This window comes from Streptomyces sp. JLSY215 (assembly GCF_059682825.1).
In genome coordinates, this window is sequence record NZ_CM185022.1 from 8,151,916 (window position 1) to 8,167,938 (window position 16,023).

Genomic DNA, 16,023 nt, shown 5'->3' on the forward strand with positions numbered 1-16,023 from the left:
TGGCAAGGGCGGCGCCGTCTGCGAGGCAGCCCGGGGCCGGCCGAGGGCGGCTGCGTCGGCTGCGGAAATTCAGTGGACCGGCCCGGGTGGATCATGGAACGGTCCCAGCATGTCCAGCATGATCGAGTCCTCCGAGTCCTCCGAGTCCTCCGAGTCCTCCGAGTCCTCCGAGTCCTCCGAGTCCTTCGAGTCCTTCGAGTCCTTCGAGTCCTTCGAGTCCTTCGATGGGACCGCCATCGGTTGTCGACGGATCGGTTCCGGACCGCCGGTCGTCATGGTTCACGGCTCCGGCGGCGGGCTGCACTCCTGGCAGCCGGTGGCCGAACGACTCGCCGACCGGTTCGAGCTGTGGATACCGGCTCGGCGCGGATACGCCCCGAGCGGGCCGGGCCGATCGCCGAAGCGCTTCTCCGACGAGGTGGGGGATCTCAGGGCACTGATCGACAGGATCGACGGTCCTGTGCACCTGGTCGGCATGTCCTACGGCGCCACCGTCGCCCTGCACGCCGCGGCGGCCGGGCTCCCGGTCCGCTCCCTCGTGCTGTGGGAGCCGCCGCTGTACGCGGCCGGTCAGGAGCTGACGCCCGTCCTGGCCCGATACGAGGAGCTGACGGCGAACGGTGACAGGAGGCGCGCCGACCGGCTCCTGGGGGAGGAGGTGGCCCGCGTCCCGGCCGCCCTGCTGGACCTCATGGACGCGGGGGAGCCGGCCGACGACGAGCCCTCCGATGCGCCCGGCTGGTGCCGTGACCTGGAATCGATGGCCGCCGACACGGCGGACGTGGCGCGCTGGTCCGCCGTCACCGTCCCGACGCTGCTGATGCGGGGGGCCGACACCTGGCAGCCGATGCCGCACACCCTCGACCGGCTCGCGGCCGCACTGCCTCAGGTCACGCTCACGACGTACCCCGGCCAGATGCACTTCGCACCGTCAGTGATCCCCGAGGCCGTGGCGGCGGACATCGCCCGCTTCCTGTCGCGCCCCTGAGGCAGTCCAGGAGCCGATCCCGACCCTCCGCGCGAAGCGGACGACGTCCGCGGCGAGGACGTCGCCCGCCCTTCCCACCGCCTGCCGACGGACCCCGATTCGGGCTGTGTCGCGCGTCACATCGACCCCATGTCACGGATGGGAGGCCTGCTTCCATCTGGTGGTCGTCAGCGAGTGGAGGAGGACGGAACGATGAGCGCACAGCAGGAGACCGGCATGACGGCCACGCACCGTGTGGTGATTCTGGGGGCGGGGTACGCGGGCATGAGCGCCGCCATCCAGCTCGCGGCCCGAACCAAGCGGCGCGGGGGCGTGCAGGTGACCGTGGTCAATGCGCAGGAGCGGTTCACCGAGCGCATGCGGCTGCACATGACGGCGACCGGCCAGCGGCTCGCCGAACTGAGCATCCCCGAGATGCTGGAGGGCACCGGGGCGCAGTTCGTGTGCGGTTGGGTGACGGCGGTGGACGCGGACGCCAAGACCGTGCGGATCGACGACGACAGGGTCCTGCACTACGACACGCTGGTGTACGGCTTGGGCAGCGTGGCGGACACATCGGCGGTGCCGGGCGCCGAGGACCACATGTACACCCTGAGCAGTGCCCAGGACGCGGAGCTGCTGGCCGACCGACTGGGGCGGCTCGGCACGGTGGTGGTCGGCGGCAGCGGGCTGACCGGCATCGAGTCGGCCGCGGAGATCGCCGAGCGGCACCCGGAGTTGAACGTTGTGCTGCTGGGCCGGACCGAGCCCGGCGCGGCCATGAACCCGAAGGCCAGGGCGTACGTGCACGCCGCGCTCGACCGGCTGGGCGTCCAGGTGCGCACCGGGGCCGAGGTGGTGAAGGTGCAACCCGACGCGGTCGAGCTGGCAGGCGGGGAGCGCATCGACGCCGACGCGGTCCTGTGGACGAGCGGTACGCGGGTGTCGCCGCTCGCTGCCGCCGCCGGGCTGGCCGTCGACGAGCGCGGACGCATCGTCACCGACGCCGCGCTGCGCTCGGTGTCCCACCCCGACGTGTACGCGATCGGCGACGCGGCCGCGATCCGCCAGGGCTACGGCGTCATGCACGGGACCTGCCAGGGCGGCATGCCGACCGGGGTGCACGCCGCGCTGTCGATCGACCGGGTGCTCAGGGGCAAGCGGCCCAAGCCGTTCCGCTTCGGCTACTACCACACGCCGGTGAGCTTGGGCCGAGGTGACGCGGTGGTGCAGTTCACCCGCCCCGATGACAGCCCGCGCCGGATCTGCCTGACAGGCCGCACGGCGGTCCGCTACAAGGAGACCGTGACCGCCTCGCCCTGGCCGACCTACGGCCGTATGAAGAAGATGCCCGCATCGGGCGCGTTCTGGCCCCGCGGGGGCCGCTTCACCCGTGCCGGGGAGGCCCGGTGACCGACCTGACCGCCCACCCCGAGCATCACGTCTTCCACGAGCACCGCAACCTGCTGTTCTCCGTGGCCTATCGCGTCCTAGGCAGCGCGGCCGACGCCGAGGACGCGGTCCAGGACGCCTGGATCAAGTGGTCCGCCGCGGACCGCTCGCAGGTGGCCGATCCCAAGGCGTACCTGACGCGGATCGTGTCGAACCTGGCGCTGGAACGGCTGCGCTCCACCCGGCACAAGCGTGAGACCTATGTGGGCCCGTGGCTTCCGGAGCCCATCCTCACCGGCGGGGACGCCGCGGAGATCGTCACGGACGCCGAGTCGGTGTCGATGGCCATGCTGGTGGTGCTGGAGACGCTCAGCCCGCTGGAACGCGCGGTGTTCGTGCTGAGGGAGGTCTTCGACTTCAGCCACGCCGAGATCGCCGAGTCGGTGGAGCGGTCCGAAGCCGCGGTGCGGCAGGCCGCACACCGGGCCCGCGAGCATGTGCGGGCCCGTCGGCCGCGCTTCGCCGCCGACCGGTCGCGGCAGCGCGAAGCCACCGAGCGGTTCTTCGCCGCCGCCACCGGCGGGGACGTCAACGCCCTGATGGAGCTGCTCTCCCCGGACGTCACCCTGTGGACCGACGGCGGCGGCAAGGTCCGCCAGGCCCTGCGCCCAGTGGTGGGCACGGCCACGGTGGCCACCTGGTTCGCGGCCATCGGCACCGTCACCTACCAGGGCGTCGAGCCCACCGACATGAAAGCCGAACTCGTCGAGATCAACGGCGGGCCGGGCATCATGTTCAGCGGGCCGGGACGCGTGATCGCCACCGTCGCCTTCGACTTCGACGCCGACGGTCGGATCAGCGCGATCTACAACGTGGCCAACCCGGACAAACTCCAGGCCATCGGCGACGGCACCACCTACGACATCGGGACGCGGTAAGCGCGCCGGAGCCGGAGCCGGAGCCGGTGTCGGAGCCGGGTCAGGGCCCGGGGCAGGAGCCGGCTCCGGCGGGGGCCTTGGTTCGAGGGCCCGTACGGCGGGCGATACCGCCTGACTTCCCCCGTACTTCACCCGCCGACGGCTTCGCCAGGCCGTTCACCGGGCCGCCCGACTCGGCCGTCCGACCGGGCCGTCCTACCGGTCCGTCCTACCGGTCCGTCTCCGTCCAGGTGACCGGCAGTTCGTGGACGCCGTAGATGTTCATGTCGGTCCTGAGTTTCACTTCATCGGCGGGGACGGCGAGCGCGAGGGTCGGGAAGCGACGCAGCAGACCGGCGAAACCGGCCCGCATCTCGATGCGGGACAGCTGCTGGCCGAGGCACTGGTGGATGCCGTGACCGAAGGACGTGTGGCCGCGGGCCTTGCGGTGGATGTCCAGGGCGTCGGGGTCGTCGAAGCGCTGGGGGTCGCGGTTGGCGGCCAGCAGTGAGACGACGACGGTCGACCCCTTGCCGATGGTTTCACCGCCGAGTTCGAGGTCCTCCGTGGCGTAGCGGTAGAAGATGTCGGCGACGGACAGATAGCGCATGAGCTCTTCGACGGCGTCGGGCAGCAGATCCGGATTGTCCCGCAGTTCGGCCAGCTGCTCGGGGTGCTCCAGGAGCGCGAAGGTGCCCAGTGCCAGCATGTTGGCGGTGGTCTCGTGGCCCGCGAGCAGCAGCAGGAACGCGACGCCGGTCAGCTCCTCGATGGTGAGGTCGTCATGGCGGGCCAGGTCGGAGAGTATGTCCTCGCCGGGGGCGGCGCGTTTGCGGGTGACCAGTTCGGCGAGGTACGTGGTCATCGCCCCGTAGGCGGCCATCTTCTCGTCGAGCGGCAGGTCCTTGACCATGAACTTGGCGGAGTTGACCTGGAAGGTGTCCCGGTCCTCGTAGGGGACTCCGAGCAGTTCGCAGATCACCAACGAGGGCACCGGCAGCGCGAACTCCTTGACCAGGTCGACCGGCGCGGCGAGGCGCGCCATCTCGTCCAGCTGCCGTTCGACGATGTCGCTGATGTGCTCCTCGAGCTGCTTCATGCGCTTGACGGTGAAGGCGCCGGTGAGTCTGCGTCGCAGCCGGGTGTGGTCCGGCGCGTCCATGGCGACGAACAGGCCGGGTACTTGCGGGGACGGCTCGGTCACGACGGGCATGCCGGGGACCTCGTACGGCAGGTGCAGGACACCGATGTCCTGGCGGGAGCTGAACCGGGTGTCGGCCAGGAGCTGGCGGACCGCCTCGTAGCCGGTGACGAGCCAGCCCTCATGGCCGTCGGGAAAGGCCATGGGGCTGACCGGGCGAGCCTCGCGCAGCCGGGTGATCTCGCTGGGCGGGTCGAAGGGGCCCGCATCGCGCTCCATGGGGAGGCCGTTCGGGATGGGAGCCGTTTGCGTCATCGGAATGCCTTTCGTGGCGGCTGATACGGCCACGATCGCCAACGTGCCTGACATATGACTGACACGGCCCTGACACCGAGGTAGGTGGTCGGTGGCGTGATCGCCGCCTGGTTCTCACCACACGGGACGCAGGGGCGGCAGTTGGTCACCGCTCAGCGCGCGGATGAGGCGGGCCAGTTCGCTCCGCAGAACATCGATGTCGGCTCCGCCGCTCCCTTCGGAGATCTCCGCTTCCAGGCTGTGCAGGATGCGGCCGGCCACGGCCAGATGTTCGCGCGCCGCGTCGGTGAGGACAACGAGCTTGCGGCGTCCGCCCGCGGGGTGCGGCTGCCGTCGTACGTAGCCGCGTTTCTCCAGGTCGTCGACGATCTGCCCCGCGGCTTGCTTCGTGACTCCGAGGTGCTCGGCCAGCTCGGTGCTGGTGGCTCCCCGGCCGCGAAGGATCTGGAACGTCATGCCGTGGACGGGACGCAGGTCCGCATAACCAGCTGCGGCCACGCGCTCGTTGAACTCGGTGAGGAGGAGCTGGAAGGCCATGCCGAGCAGGTAGGTCAACTCGGCACGGGGGAGCGGGTCGTCGTTGCGCACGGGATCCATGGTGACACAAGCGAGTCAACCTGCTTTACTCAATGCAAGTAAAGCAGGTTGACTCAAAGGGGAGCCAGAACCATGCACGTCATCGCGCCATCGCCCGAACTCGTCACCGCCACGCCCGCCGCTGTCATGACCGGCCTCGCGGCGCCGAGCAGGGGCAGCGCAGAGATCAGCACCTGGCGGGTCCGCATGGAGCCCGCCGCCACCGGGCCGGAGCATGCAATCGACCGGGAGCAGGTGTGGATGCTGCTCAGCGGATCGATCGAGGTCACATCCGCCGGCCGGACCGAGACGTTGACCTCGGGTCACGCCGTTGTCCTCCCGGCAGGCGCCATGCGCCAGTTCCGCACCGCCGCAGAGCCCGCCGAGGCGCTGGTCGCGATGCCGGCCGGCGGTCGGGCCTCCGTGCCGGGAAGCCCCGAGCCGCGGGCGCTTCCCTGGGCGGAGTGACCACCTCTTATCGACGGCTCCAGCGCAAGGACGCGGCCATCTGGATCACCGCTGTGGCGCGTCATGGGCCGGTCCGCGACGGTCTGACGGGATGAATGGCGCGGGCGGGGTGGATGTGGTGCACGGGGGGGGAGAGGGGCGCGGCGGTACTGCCGCCGCCAGCCGGCGCCGAGGGCGGGGAGTCTGCCTCGGGGCCGGCGGCGGGTCTCCGGCGGGATGCGGTGGCGGGCTCGTATCGGCTCACCGAGTCGCGCCCCGGGCCGGCCTTGCGAGAGCTCGTGTGCCACACACCACTATTTGGTCGACCCGGTAATTTCTTCAGCGTACGTCATGCCGCGAGCATTCCCGACGCTCCGCGGGGCGGGCCTGCACCGTGGGACGGGAGTCGCTGCGGCCTGCCTGCCGCTGGCGGATGACCGGGGGAGGGGGGCGACGCAGTGCCGGGCACCCGGCCCGCCCGATCGCTGCATCAATGCATCACACCTGGTCCGAGCTGGGGAGGAGAGGGGATCTGTGAGCGGCGGGCGCACGGGCGCCCGCGCGGATTTCACGCACGGGTCGGAGGTGGAGGCGTCGCCGTTCCCGATGCGGCGGACCGCGCGAATGCTGCCCCGCGGCGTCGGGAAGTTCATCCAGCTTTAGGGGCCGGCAAATACACTGGTCGGCTGGATGTCACGGCCCCTGTGGAATCGCGGCCCGTCTTTCACCTGGAGGAGACCTGATGAGCACGCCGACGCCCGACGTGACGGGAGCGAGCGACGATCCGGTGCTTGAACCGGCGGGCGCTCCGATGAGTGCGGCGCTCTTCTCCGCGGCCAGGGTGCACCGCATCACCGCCGGCAATCTGCTCCGTGACACCGGCCTCTACCCGGGTCAGGAACTGCTGATGATGCGCCTGTGGCAGAAGGGCGAGCAGCGCCAGGCGGACCTGATCAAGACCCTCGGCCTCGATCCGTCGACCGTGACGAAGATGCTCAAGCGCCTGGAGCAGTCCGGATTCGTCACCCGGGCACCTTCCGAGACCGACCGCCGGGCCGTGGTGGTGCGCCCGACCCGCGCGGGGCAGGCGCTGCGCGAGCGGGTGGAGCAGGCGTGGCGGGAGCTGGAGGAGGTGACCACCGCGGGGCTGACGCCCGAGGAGCGCGAGCTCGCCATGCGTCTGCTCGGCCGGATCACGGAGAATCTGACGGCGTAAGCGGACCGGTGCGGGGGGAGGGGGGCTCCGCGCCGTCGCCCGCCCCGGTGCCCGTGCCGGCGGTCGGGAATCGAACCGCGCCCACGACTCAGGCACCGCTTCGCGACCCAGGCACCGCTTCCCGCCGCGGCCCCGCCGAGCCGCCGCCCGGCCGTTCCCCGTCGCGCTGAGCGCACGCCCACCCCCGCATTTCCCTCTGCTGTATCCACTGGATCGCCACCCCTGGGAATATTCACTTGGTCGACCAAGTTATGCTGGCGACAATTACTTGGCCGACCAATCTTTGGAGCTCCCTGTGGCCACGGCATTCGATCCGCTCGCCCTCGCCGGTCTGACGCTGAACAACCGCATCGCGATGGCGCCGATGACGCGCAGCCGCGCCTACGGTCCCGGCCGTACGCCGACCGAAGCGATGGCCACCTACTACGCCCAGCGGGCCGCGGCGGGTCTGATCATCACCGAAGGCGTGCAGCCCAGTGCCGTAGGCCAGGGCTACCCCGACACCCCCGGACTGCACAGCGCCGCCCAGGTCGACGCCTGGCGGCCGGTGACCGAGGCCGTACACGAGCGCGGCGGCGTGATCTTCGCCCAGCTGATGCACACCGGCCGGGTCGGCCACCCCAGCCTGCTGCCCGACGGTCTCGTGCCGGTGGGCCCGTCGGCGGTGGCGGCCAAGGGCCAGGTCTTCACCCACCAGGGTCCGCAGGACTTCGTCACCCCGAAGGAGCTGACGCCCGCCGAGATCGAGCAGACCGTCGCCGACTTCGCCACCGCCGCCCGCAACGCCGTGGCTGCGGGCTTCGACGGGGTGGAGATCCACGGAGCCAACGGCTACCTGATCCACCAGTTCCTCTCGGAGAACGCCAACCGCCGTGCCGACGCCTGGGGCCGGACGGCTCAGGGGCGCATCCGCTTCGGCGTGGAGGTGGCCACGGCGGTGGCCGAAGCCGTCGGTGCGGAACGCGTCGGCTTCCGCGTATCGCCCGGCAACCCCTACAACGACATCGTCGAGACCGACCTCGCCGTCGTCTACGGAGAGCTGCTGACGGCGCTCGCACCGCTCGGCCTCGCCTACCTGCACCTCTTGGAAGGCCCGGACCGTGACCTGACGCTGCAGCTGCGCAAGCAGTGGCCGGGGGCCTTCCTCCTCAACCCCTTCACCCACCCCGCCAGCACCGGCCCGGAGTCACTGAAGCTCGTCGAGGACGGCACCGCCGACGCGGTGGCCTTCGGTGCGCTCTTCCTCGCCAACCCGGATCTGCCGTCGCGGCTCCGGCAGGACGGCCCGTTCAACACCCCCGACCCCGCCACGTTCTACGGCGGCGACGAGCGCGGCTACACCGACTACCCGTCCCTGCCCTAGCCCTCGTACCGGGCTCGAAGAGTCAGCTTCTGAACCCGCACGCGCGGTGAACGCAAACAGCCGGCCCCGAGGCGAGGCGGACGACCGGACACATGGCCGGCTCGCCTCGGGGCCCCGGACGGAGCGGCCGTGACAACGCCCGCCCGCCCTCGTGCGGAGGGATTTCCGACGGATGACGGACGAACGACCGACCAATCACCCACCAATGACCCACCAATGACCGACGAACGGCCGCCGAATGACCGACGACCGACAGACGGAACGTCGAACGGAGTGGAACGATCATGGGAAACCTTCACGGCAAAGTCGCCCTGGTAACGGGCGCCGGCCGCGGCATCGGCAAGGCGGTCGCCGAACGGCTCGCGCAGGACGGAGCCACCGTCGCGGTCAACTACCGCAGCAGCGCTGCCCCCGCCGAGCGGCTGGTAGCCCGGCTCAAGGAGGCCGGCGCCGACGCGATCGCCCTCCAGGCGGACGTCTCGGACCCGGAGCAGACCGGGCGCCTGGTTGACCGGGTCGTCGAGAACTACGGCAAGCTCGACATCCTGGTGAGCAACGCCGGCATCGAGCACTTCGGCCGCCTCGACGCGATCACACCGGAGGACTTCGACCGGGTCTTCGCCGTCAACACCCGCGGCCAGCTCTTCGCCGTACAGCACGCCGCCCGCCATCTCACCGAAGGCGGACGGATCGTACTGACGTCGTCGGTCAGCGCCACCCGCGCCATCTTCCACCACACCCTCTACGCGGGAAGCAAGGGCGCGGTCAACAGCATGGTCCTGAACCTCGCCGCGGAACTCGGCCAACGCGGCATCACCATCAACGCCATCGCCCCCGGCGGCACCGTCACCGACATGGCCGAGGCCCACGGGCTCAGCTACAAGCACCCGCTGCTCGACGCATCGCTGGACGACATGCTGAAGATGCACGGCGCCCTCGGCCGCCTCGCCCGCCCCGAGGAGATCGCCGCCGTCACCGCCTTCCTCGTCTCCGACGACGCCTCCTACATCACCGGCCGCACGCTGGAGGCCGACGGCGGCTTCTTCTGACGCACCCTCACACGCGCTGCCTCGGCACCGGGCCGGCTCCACGTCGTCCAGGACGGCATCGTGCAGACGACGCAGCTACGGAACCGACCGACGCCGAAGCCCCCGGACGGGCGGCCTCCGGAAAGGCCTCGGGACCAGTCTCGGGAACGGCCTGCGGGGCCTCTACGGCCGTTGCGAGGGCAGCGGTTGAAGCGTGGGCCAACGGGCGAGCATGCTCTTGCGCATGGCCGCGGCCAGCCGTCCGAGGTCCGTCAGCTCACCGCTCCCGGCGGTCATCTGGTCGACGACCCGGAGACGGTGTACCAGCCGCTGTCGGGCGGTGGCGGTGCCCCATTTCCAGTCGCGGTGCGGAATTCTGTCCAGGTGGTCGACGGCCCCTCGCTGGGCCCGCTGCACCAATGCGTCGCCCCGTAGCAACCAGCCGGCGCACGCGTCGGTGAGATCGCCGTGGACCTCGGTGCCCGTCGCATTGCGCCACGCCGTGCGGTAGGCGCGCTCTGCCGCGTCCAGCAGCGCCGGAGCCGGAGCGGTGGCACACCAGCAGGTCGGGAAGCCGATGCGGAGGTAGGCGAGCTCCATGAGCCCGTTGCCCAGCGCGGCCTGTTCGAAGTCGATGAACCTCACGCCGCTGCTGGTGTGCATGTCGTTGCCGGGACAGGGATCGCCGTGCAGCAGGGCCCGGCCCGGAGTCCGGGCCAGACGGTCCACAAGGCCGTCCAGCTCGCGTCGCACGCCGGACGGCATCGCCACGTCGAGCGTCCGGGCAAGCCTGAGGAACGAGTCGATGTCCTCCTGGGCCGGGCCGGACCAGGCCGGAAGACTGCCCGCGGCTTCGGCGTCGGCGTCGGCGTGGGCGTCGGCATCGGGGCCGTCGCCGGCGCCGGAGGCCGCATGGAGCCGGGCCAGCGCCGCCGCGTAGTCGACCATCCAGTCCTCGCGCGGCGCTCGGTGCTCCAAGTGCTCCAGGACCAGCACCCGTTCGCCCGGATCGGTGCCGAGAAGCATCGGTACGACGGGCGGGTCGGCCCTGCCCGCGAGCCGCAACGCAGCCACCTCGCGGGCATACCGCTCGTCTGCTTCTGGCCCGCTGATCAGCTGCTTGACCACCACAGGTGTGCCGGACAGCTCGGCCCGCCATACGCGTGACCGCGGACTGCTGCCCAGCCTGCGGGCCCGCCGGGGCGAACCCAGTTCGGCCCTGAGCTTCTCCCCGAACACCAGTCGTGGCCACATAGGCTCACATCCTTCCACGCACGTGAAGGCTTGCGCCGACAAAGCCAGTTGGCGGACGGAGCGGCCCTCAAGGCGTACCCCTGTATCCCGACCCGACCCCTCTCCCCACGTTGCACAGGTGCAGCTCCCGCGCAGGCGCCGGTCCCGCCGGTCCCGTCGGCGGCGGGGAGCCTGCAAGCATTCAGATATTTGCGAATGCATATTGCAAAACGCCTTGCATGGAAGGCTGTGTGCGGGATACTCCGCATTCCGACTGCGGGCCGCGGTGGTGCGGGTGTTGCTTTCGTGCAGCCGTTGAACCGTCTTTCCGCTTTCGTGACGATCCAGTCGCTCTCTGTGTAAGCGAGGGGCTAGGGTCGGGCATGCGAAAGGGCCCTGAGGTGGCGTCCAACCTTCCCGCAGGGCCCTTCCGTTCATCTGTGATCACGCACAAAAAGGAGAGTGCAGATGCCTTTTCGTCCGCGTCCTGCGAGCCGTCCTCATCGGATGGCCGGCGGGCTCGAAGTTAGCATGACCTGTGTTGTCGTTTGGCAAACATGCGGCGCTGTCGACACGCCTGTCAACACCGGCATCGGAGCATTCCTCGCCGTGGCCTTTGCGGGCATCGTCCTGGTCTGCAGTCCCGCGCCCGTGCCCGCCGCCGCGTCGGCGTCCACGCCTGCGTTGGTGGAGAAGTGCGTCCACCTCGCCCATCGCGCGGTCCGCCTGCGGTAGTTGAGCGCTGGGGCCCGGCCTGCCGCCCGCGCAAGGCGGTCGTGCAGGCCGGGACCCGCCTCCCTTGCACAGCCCCGGCGAGGGCAGGTGCCCCTCGGTTTCGTCGCGCGAAGCGCCCAAAGCGCTCGCTCGGACGCGATGAAAGCTTCCTGCGTGTGATGCCCCGGCGGTGTTCACGCACCTTTGATTGCCCGACATGGAACCTTCAATGACGAAGACCCAGCCGCTCATCATCTGCGGCCACTGCCGCCGTACCTTCGAACGCCCCAAGCCGACCGGCCGTCTGCCGCGCTACTGCACCTCGAAGTGCCGCAGTGCCTCCTACCGCACCCGCACCGGCGCCCCGGCCGAACTGCGCGACTACGACGACGACGTCGTGCGCATCAGCCACAGCCTGCTGACCAGGGCACAGGGCCTGGACCACAGCGCCCGCCACCGGGTGCCGGCGCTGCCTCTCGAGGTCGTCGAGTGGTGTGTCGCCCTGCGCCGCGACCTCGAGGACGTCACCGCCGTCGCGGTCCGTCAGGCCCGCACCAGCGGAGCCACTTGGACGCAGATATCCAGGGTGATGACCACCGCGGAGAGCACCCTCAAGGCCAACTACTCCGCGGAGAAGACCGACAAGATCCTGGCGCACCGCGCGGACCGCCGCCCCGCCCGCAAGCAGCAACGGCCGGTCACCGCCCAGAATGCGCGGAATCCGCCCGGCCGGCGTCCCAACCGCCTGCTGCCCGGCCAGCCCGGGTACGCCCTCTCGTGCGCCCTGTCGTACCTGGGCCGAAACGGGGACCTGGACATCCGCAGTCTCGCGCTCAGCACGGGCGTGTCCACGTCGTACATCTACCGGATCATGTCGGGAGAACGCACTCCCGTCTGGGACGTCACCCGTGCCTTCGCCCACGCGTGCGGTGCCGATCCCGAGGACGTGATGTTCCTGTGGAATGCCGCTCAGGGCCTGTCCACGCTGCCGCCGGCCGACGGTCAGACCCGTGCGCAAGCGGTTCGTGCACTCCAGGCCGCCCTCCGCGGGCTGCGGCTGGCCGCCGCCCAGCCCGGGATACCCGCCCTGGTGCGCCGTGGCCCGATGCCGCTGACCGGCAGTGCGGCCGCCAGCCTCCTGGCGGCCGAGGCTCCGCCTGCCGGTTTCCTGCGGTGGCCGGTGGTCGAGGCCCTCACCACCGCGCTGCAGGGCGACGCTGACGCCATCCGGCCGCTGTGGGCCCGCATCGAAGAACTCACCGCCACAGGCGCACCCGACGAGGGACACGGTCCGCCCGCGGCCGCCTTCGGCTGACGTCCGCGGCCGCCCCGCTCGGGCGACCGCCCACCGCGCTCCCGCATCCGACGACCCTCCCCGGGGGAAACATGCCGTCTGCACCACCCGCCGCCGTCGGCACCACGCCGCACACCACTCCCGTGCGTCCGGAACTCGGCGGGGCGGCCATCACCGTGGTCCTGCCCGCCGACTTCTCCGCGTTCTGCCAGCTCCACCACCACGTCTATCAGCACTACGCCAGGCACCTGGTCGCCGACCATGAGGCAGCGGTCCGGGCCGTCCAGTACGCCCTCGGAGACCTCGCCACGTCCTGGACACAGGCGCTCGCCGGCCACCACACCGCGGCCATAGCCTGGACGGCGCTCACCCGCCGCGTTCACCGCGCAGCCCACAAAGCACCCCGCACTCCAGCGAGCGTCCTCCTCCACCTGGTGCCCTCCGCCCAGGCCGACGTCGTACTCCTGCACCACTGCATGGGCCTCAGCGTGGCATCCACGGCCGACACGCTCGGCATCCAGCCCGCTGCGGTCACCTCGCTCCTGCACTGTTTCGACCGCCGCCTCAACGACGCGTCCGGCACCAGGCTGCGGGCCTGCTGGACGGCGTTGGCGCGACCCCGGATGTCGCAGGCCTTATCGGGATCGGGTGGGAGACGGCCCTCCCGATAGATGGGGTGTTGAAGGGGTGACCTCCCGCGACGCCTGGAGGCGCTGTGGCGTTGAGGCACTGTGACGCTGAGGCGCTGCAGCCAGCCTGCTTGCCTGCCAGGCCAGGCCAGGCCAGGCCAGGGCCTCGGCCAGAGGCGCACGCCGCCGCCGCGCGAGCCGATCTGTGGGCCGTCCAGGGCAACGTCCCCCGTGCTCGCGTGCGCCTGCGGCCAGGTCGCCCACCCCGCGCTGAACAATTGCCCGGGTCACGAGGCAGGGATGGGTCCGAGCGGCATTGAGGGGTGCGACCGGTGGACAGTCGAGGGCGTCTGGACCGTAGGGCGGTGCTCGTCGGCGGAGTTGCGGGCGTCACCGTCGCGCTCGCCGGGTGCTCATCGATGAGGGCCGCCCCGGCGGCGGCCGGTGCCTCGCCGAGCCCGCGCCCCAGCACGCCTGCCGCGGCGTTCGAGAGACTGATGGAAGGCAACAAGCGCTGGGTGAGCGGAGACCTGCAGCACCCCGACCGCGATCCGAACCGGCGTCAGCTCGTGGCCCAGAACCAGGAACCTTTCGGGGCGATCCTCGCGTGCATCGATTCCCGGGTGCCGCCTGAACTCCTCTTCGACACCGGGCTGGGTGATCTGTACGTGATGCGCACGGGCGGGGAGGCGGTCGGCCCGGTGGTCACCGGGTCCGTCGAGTACGGGCCCATGACCAGCGGCACCCCGCTCATCGTCGTCCTCGGGCACCAGCGGTGCGGCGCGGTCAAGGCGGCGTACACGTCCCTTCGTGACGGCAAACCGCTGCCCGGCAACCTGCAGGCGATCGTCAGGGCTCTGCGTCCGGCATACGAGCAGGCAGTGCGGGAAGGCGGCACCGACCCTGTCGAGACCATGACCCGCGCCCAGGTCAAGCTGACCGCGACCGACCTGCGCTCCAACCAGGACCTCGCCCCACTCGTGCACAAGGGAGCCCTGGCCGTGGTCGGCGCCTACTACTCGCTCGACACCGGCAAGGTGCAAGTCCTGTCCGGCGCGCCGTCCTGATCCGGTCGGACGAGAGCCGAACGGCTTTGTCGGGTCGGTGACGGGCGTCCGCACCGCCTTCCCGAGGCCCCAGGGACCTGGCCGTCGGCATCACGGGACGGGGCAATCACGGCGATGCTGTCGAAACCCGTGAACGTTACCGCCCGGCTGCGGCAGCCGAGCGCCGCCCGGACCACGACCGACATGCTGTCCGTTCCCGCGGACAAAGCCATCCGGGATACCTTCCTCGCCCCCGGCAGCCGGAGGAACGGGATACGTTCGACGCCCCGGCTCGCTCCAGCTCGCCCCGAGAGGACCCACCGTGACGGTCGAACGCATTGGCCCACCCCTCTTCGGCACGGAGCGCGAAACGCTGCGGGCGTTCCTGGAGTTCCACCGGGCGACCCTGGCGATGAAGTGCGAGGGTCTGACGGAGGATCAGCTCAAGCAGCGGTCGAGCCCGCCGTCGACGCTCTCCCTGCTCGCCCTGGTCCGCCACATGGCCGAGGTCGAACGCGCCTGGTTTCGCCGGGTGTTCGATGACCACGCCGCCCCGATGGTCTGGTCGGAGAAGGAGTTCGACTTCCAGGCCGCGTACGACACCACGGGCGCGAGCGCCGAGGAGGCGTTCGCGGAGTGGGAGGCCGAGGTCGAGCACTCGCGCCGCATCGAGCGCGAGGCCCCGTCCCTGGACCTCGCCGGACACCAGCCGCGCTGGGGCGAGGACGTGTCCCTGCGGATGGTGATGCTCCACATGATCCTGGAGTACGGCCGCCACAACGGCCACGCGGACTTCCTCCGCGAGGGGACGGACGGCACGGTCGGCGCCTGACCGGAGCGCCTGCGACGGATACACGCGGCGGCCGGCCCCGCCGCAGAACCGGTTGGGCCCGCTACCGCCGGGGGCGAAACGGGCCGGCTCGGCACGAACGACGATCCGGTCGAGTCGTGAAGCGATTAACCCCTGGGCGGTGCGGTCCTCGATGGAGAGGGTTGATGAACAGGCTTGATGGAGACGGCCGGCGGAGGAGAACGTCGTCTCCTCCTGCCTTTCCGTCGCCCGACACAAAGCGTTACCCGGCAACGTGGTGCGGCTGATAGACAGAGGCATGGACGACGAGATCATCGCCCCGGTCGATCGGATGCTTGCGGAACGCGCCTGCGAGCGGATCATCGTGGACTTCATCCACCGCCTCGACCTCGGCGAACCGAGTTCGGTGGCCGAGCTGTTCGCGCCTGATGGCGTCTGGCACTGGCCTGACGGCGACCGCCAAATCGAGGGCCGTGAGGCCCTGCGCGCCTACTTCGCCTCCCGCCCGGCGGACAGACTCTCGCGCCGTCTCATGACGAACGTCCTGGTCACGGTGGAGTCCCCCACGATGGCCCGCGCCATTTCGTATCTGACGACGTACCGGGTCGACGGCTACACCGGCGGGATGATCGAGCCCCGCCTCCCGACCCAAGTGGGCCACTACGAAGACACGTTCCGCAACATCGACGGCATCTGGCATCTCGCCACCCGCACCGTCTTCCTGCCCTTCGGCCGCGGCGCCGGCACGGAGCGGCTCCCGGACACCAACGCCCCCCGCGCATGCACGTAACCCCCGCGGCCCGGACAGCGGTGGGGCTGGGCGCGGTTGGGCGTCCGGCGGCGCGCGTGAACGTGCCGCCGGGGTGGTGGCGAAGCGGGATCAGGGCGGCCATCCGCCCGTTCTGACAGAGCTTCACATTGCGCGCCTCGCAAA

15 protein-coding genes are annotated in these 16,023 nt (G+C 70.7%); 12 read left to right on the top strand and 3 right to left on the bottom strand.

What is annotated here, in order from left to right; translation table 11 throughout:
- Positions 1 to 109: 109 nt before the first annotated feature.
- The 3 genes from AC5677_RS36200 to AC5677_RS36210 all read left to right on the top strand — a co-directional run bounded on the left by AC5677_RS36200 (position 110) and on the right by AC5677_RS36210 (position 3,297).
- The gene (locus AC5677_RS36200) at positions 110 to 988 is read left to right on the top strand and encodes an alpha/beta fold hydrolase (protein ID WP_497192120.1); all 879 of its coding nucleotides are present in this window, start codon (positions 110 to 112) and stop codon (positions 986 to 988) included.
- A gap of 192 nt (positions 989 to 1,180) precedes the next feature.
- Positions 1,181 to 2,380 (top strand): NAD(P)/FAD-dependent oxidoreductase, encoded by a 1,200-nt coding sequence (locus AC5677_RS36205; protein WP_497192121.1) that lies wholly within the window; start codon positions 1,181 to 1,183, stop codon positions 2,378 to 2,380.
- Positions 2,377 to 3,297, top strand: coding sequence for an RNA polymerase sigma-70 factor (locus AC5677_RS36210; protein ID WP_497192122.1), 921 nt, complete (start codon positions 2,377 to 2,379; stop codon positions 3,295 to 3,297). Before AC5677_RS36205 ends, AC5677_RS36210 begins: the two co-directional genes overlap by 4 nt.
- Before the next feature lie 208 nt (positions 3,298 to 3,505).
- Here AC5677_RS36210 and AC5677_RS36215 read toward each other — a convergent pair whose 3' ends face one another.
- Together AC5677_RS36215 and AC5677_RS36220 are read right to left on the bottom strand one after the other, a co-directional pair.
- Positions 3,506 to 4,732 carry a cytochrome P450 gene (locus AC5677_RS36215; RefSeq protein WP_497192123.1) on the bottom strand — a complete coding sequence of 409 codons (1,227 nt, stop codon included), beginning with the start codon at positions 4,730 to 4,732 and terminating at the stop codon, positions 3,506 to 3,508.
- A gap of 114 nt (positions 4,733 to 4,846) precedes the next feature.
- Positions 4,847 to 5,329, bottom strand: a complete 483-nt coding sequence (locus AC5677_RS36220; protein ID WP_497192124.1) for a MarR family winged helix-turn-helix transcriptional regulator — start codon at positions 5,327 to 5,329, stop codon at positions 4,847 to 4,849.
- A gap of 72 nt (positions 5,330 to 5,401) precedes the next feature.
- Here AC5677_RS36220 and AC5677_RS36225 point away from each other — a divergent pair, with 72 nt between their 5' ends.
- The 4 genes from AC5677_RS36225 (at position 5,402) to AC5677_RS36240 (ending at position 9,383) form a co-directional block, all read left to right on the top strand.
- Positions 5,402 to 5,776: a cupin domain-containing protein gene (locus AC5677_RS36225; protein WP_497192125.1), complete on the top strand. Its 375-nt coding sequence runs from the start codon at positions 5,402 to 5,404 to the stop codon at positions 5,774 to 5,776.
- Positions 5,777 to 6,497: 721 nt separating this feature from the next.
- Positions 6,498 to 6,971 carry a MarR family winged helix-turn-helix transcriptional regulator gene (locus AC5677_RS36230; protein ID WP_497192126.1) on the top strand — a complete coding sequence of 158 codons (474 nt, stop codon included), beginning with the start codon at positions 6,498 to 6,500 and terminating at the stop codon, positions 6,969 to 6,971.
- A gap of 295 nt (positions 6,972 to 7,266) precedes the next feature.
- The gene (locus AC5677_RS36235) at positions 7,267 to 8,334 is read left to right on the top strand and encodes an alkene reductase (RefSeq protein ID WP_497192127.1); all 1,068 of its coding nucleotides are present in this window, start codon (positions 7,267 to 7,269) and stop codon (positions 8,332 to 8,334) included.
- A gap of 284 nt (positions 8,335 to 8,618) precedes the next feature.
- The gene (locus AC5677_RS36240) at positions 8,619 to 9,383 is read left to right on the top strand and encodes an SDR family NAD(P)-dependent oxidoreductase (RefSeq protein WP_497192128.1); all 765 of its coding nucleotides are present in this window, start codon (positions 8,619 to 8,621) and stop codon (positions 9,381 to 9,383) included.
- 162 nt (positions 9,384 to 9,545) lie between these two features.
- Here the strand turns inward: AC5677_RS36240 and AC5677_RS36245 are convergent, their stop codons facing one another.
- The gene (locus AC5677_RS36245; protein WP_497192129.1) at positions 9,546 to 10,616 is read right to left on the bottom strand and encodes a phosphotransferase family protein; all 1,071 of its coding nucleotides are present in this window, start codon (positions 10,614 to 10,616) and stop codon (positions 9,546 to 9,548) included.
- Positions 10,617 to 11,538: 922 nt separating this feature from the next.
- Here AC5677_RS36245 and AC5677_RS36250 point away from each other — a divergent pair.
- The 5 genes from AC5677_RS36250 to AC5677_RS36270 all read left to right on the top strand — a co-directional run bounded on the left by AC5677_RS36250 (position 11,539) and on the right by AC5677_RS36270 (position 15,879).
- The gene (locus AC5677_RS36250) at positions 11,539 to 12,624 is read left to right on the top strand and encodes a helix-turn-helix domain-containing protein (protein ID WP_497192130.1); all 1,086 of its coding nucleotides are present in this window, start codon (positions 11,539 to 11,541) and stop codon (positions 12,622 to 12,624) included.
- Positions 12,625 to 12,695: 71 nt separating this feature from the next.
- Positions 12,696 to 13,274 carry a SigE family RNA polymerase sigma factor gene (locus AC5677_RS36255; protein ID WP_497192131.1) on the top strand — a complete coding sequence of 193 codons (579 nt, stop codon included), beginning with the start codon at positions 12,696 to 12,698 and terminating at the stop codon, positions 13,272 to 13,274.
- A 455-nt stretch (positions 13,275 to 13,729) separates the two neighbouring features.
- On the top strand, positions 13,730 to 14,299 hold the full coding sequence (locus AC5677_RS36260; protein ID WP_497192132.1) for a carbonic anhydrase: 570 nt from the start codon (positions 13,730 to 13,732) through the stop codon (positions 14,297 to 14,299).
- A gap of 301 nt (positions 14,300 to 14,600) precedes the next feature.
- Positions 14,601 to 15,110 (top strand): DinB family protein, encoded by a 510-nt coding sequence (locus AC5677_RS36265; protein WP_497192133.1) that lies wholly within the window; start codon positions 14,601 to 14,603, stop codon positions 15,108 to 15,110.
- A 277-nt stretch (positions 15,111 to 15,387) separates the two neighbouring features.
- Complete coding sequence (locus AC5677_RS36270; RefSeq protein ID WP_497192134.1) at positions 15,388 to 15,879, top strand: nuclear transport factor 2 family protein; 492 nt, start codon at positions 15,388 to 15,390, stop codon at positions 15,877 to 15,879.
- Positions 15,880 to 16,023 lie beyond the last annotated feature (144 nt).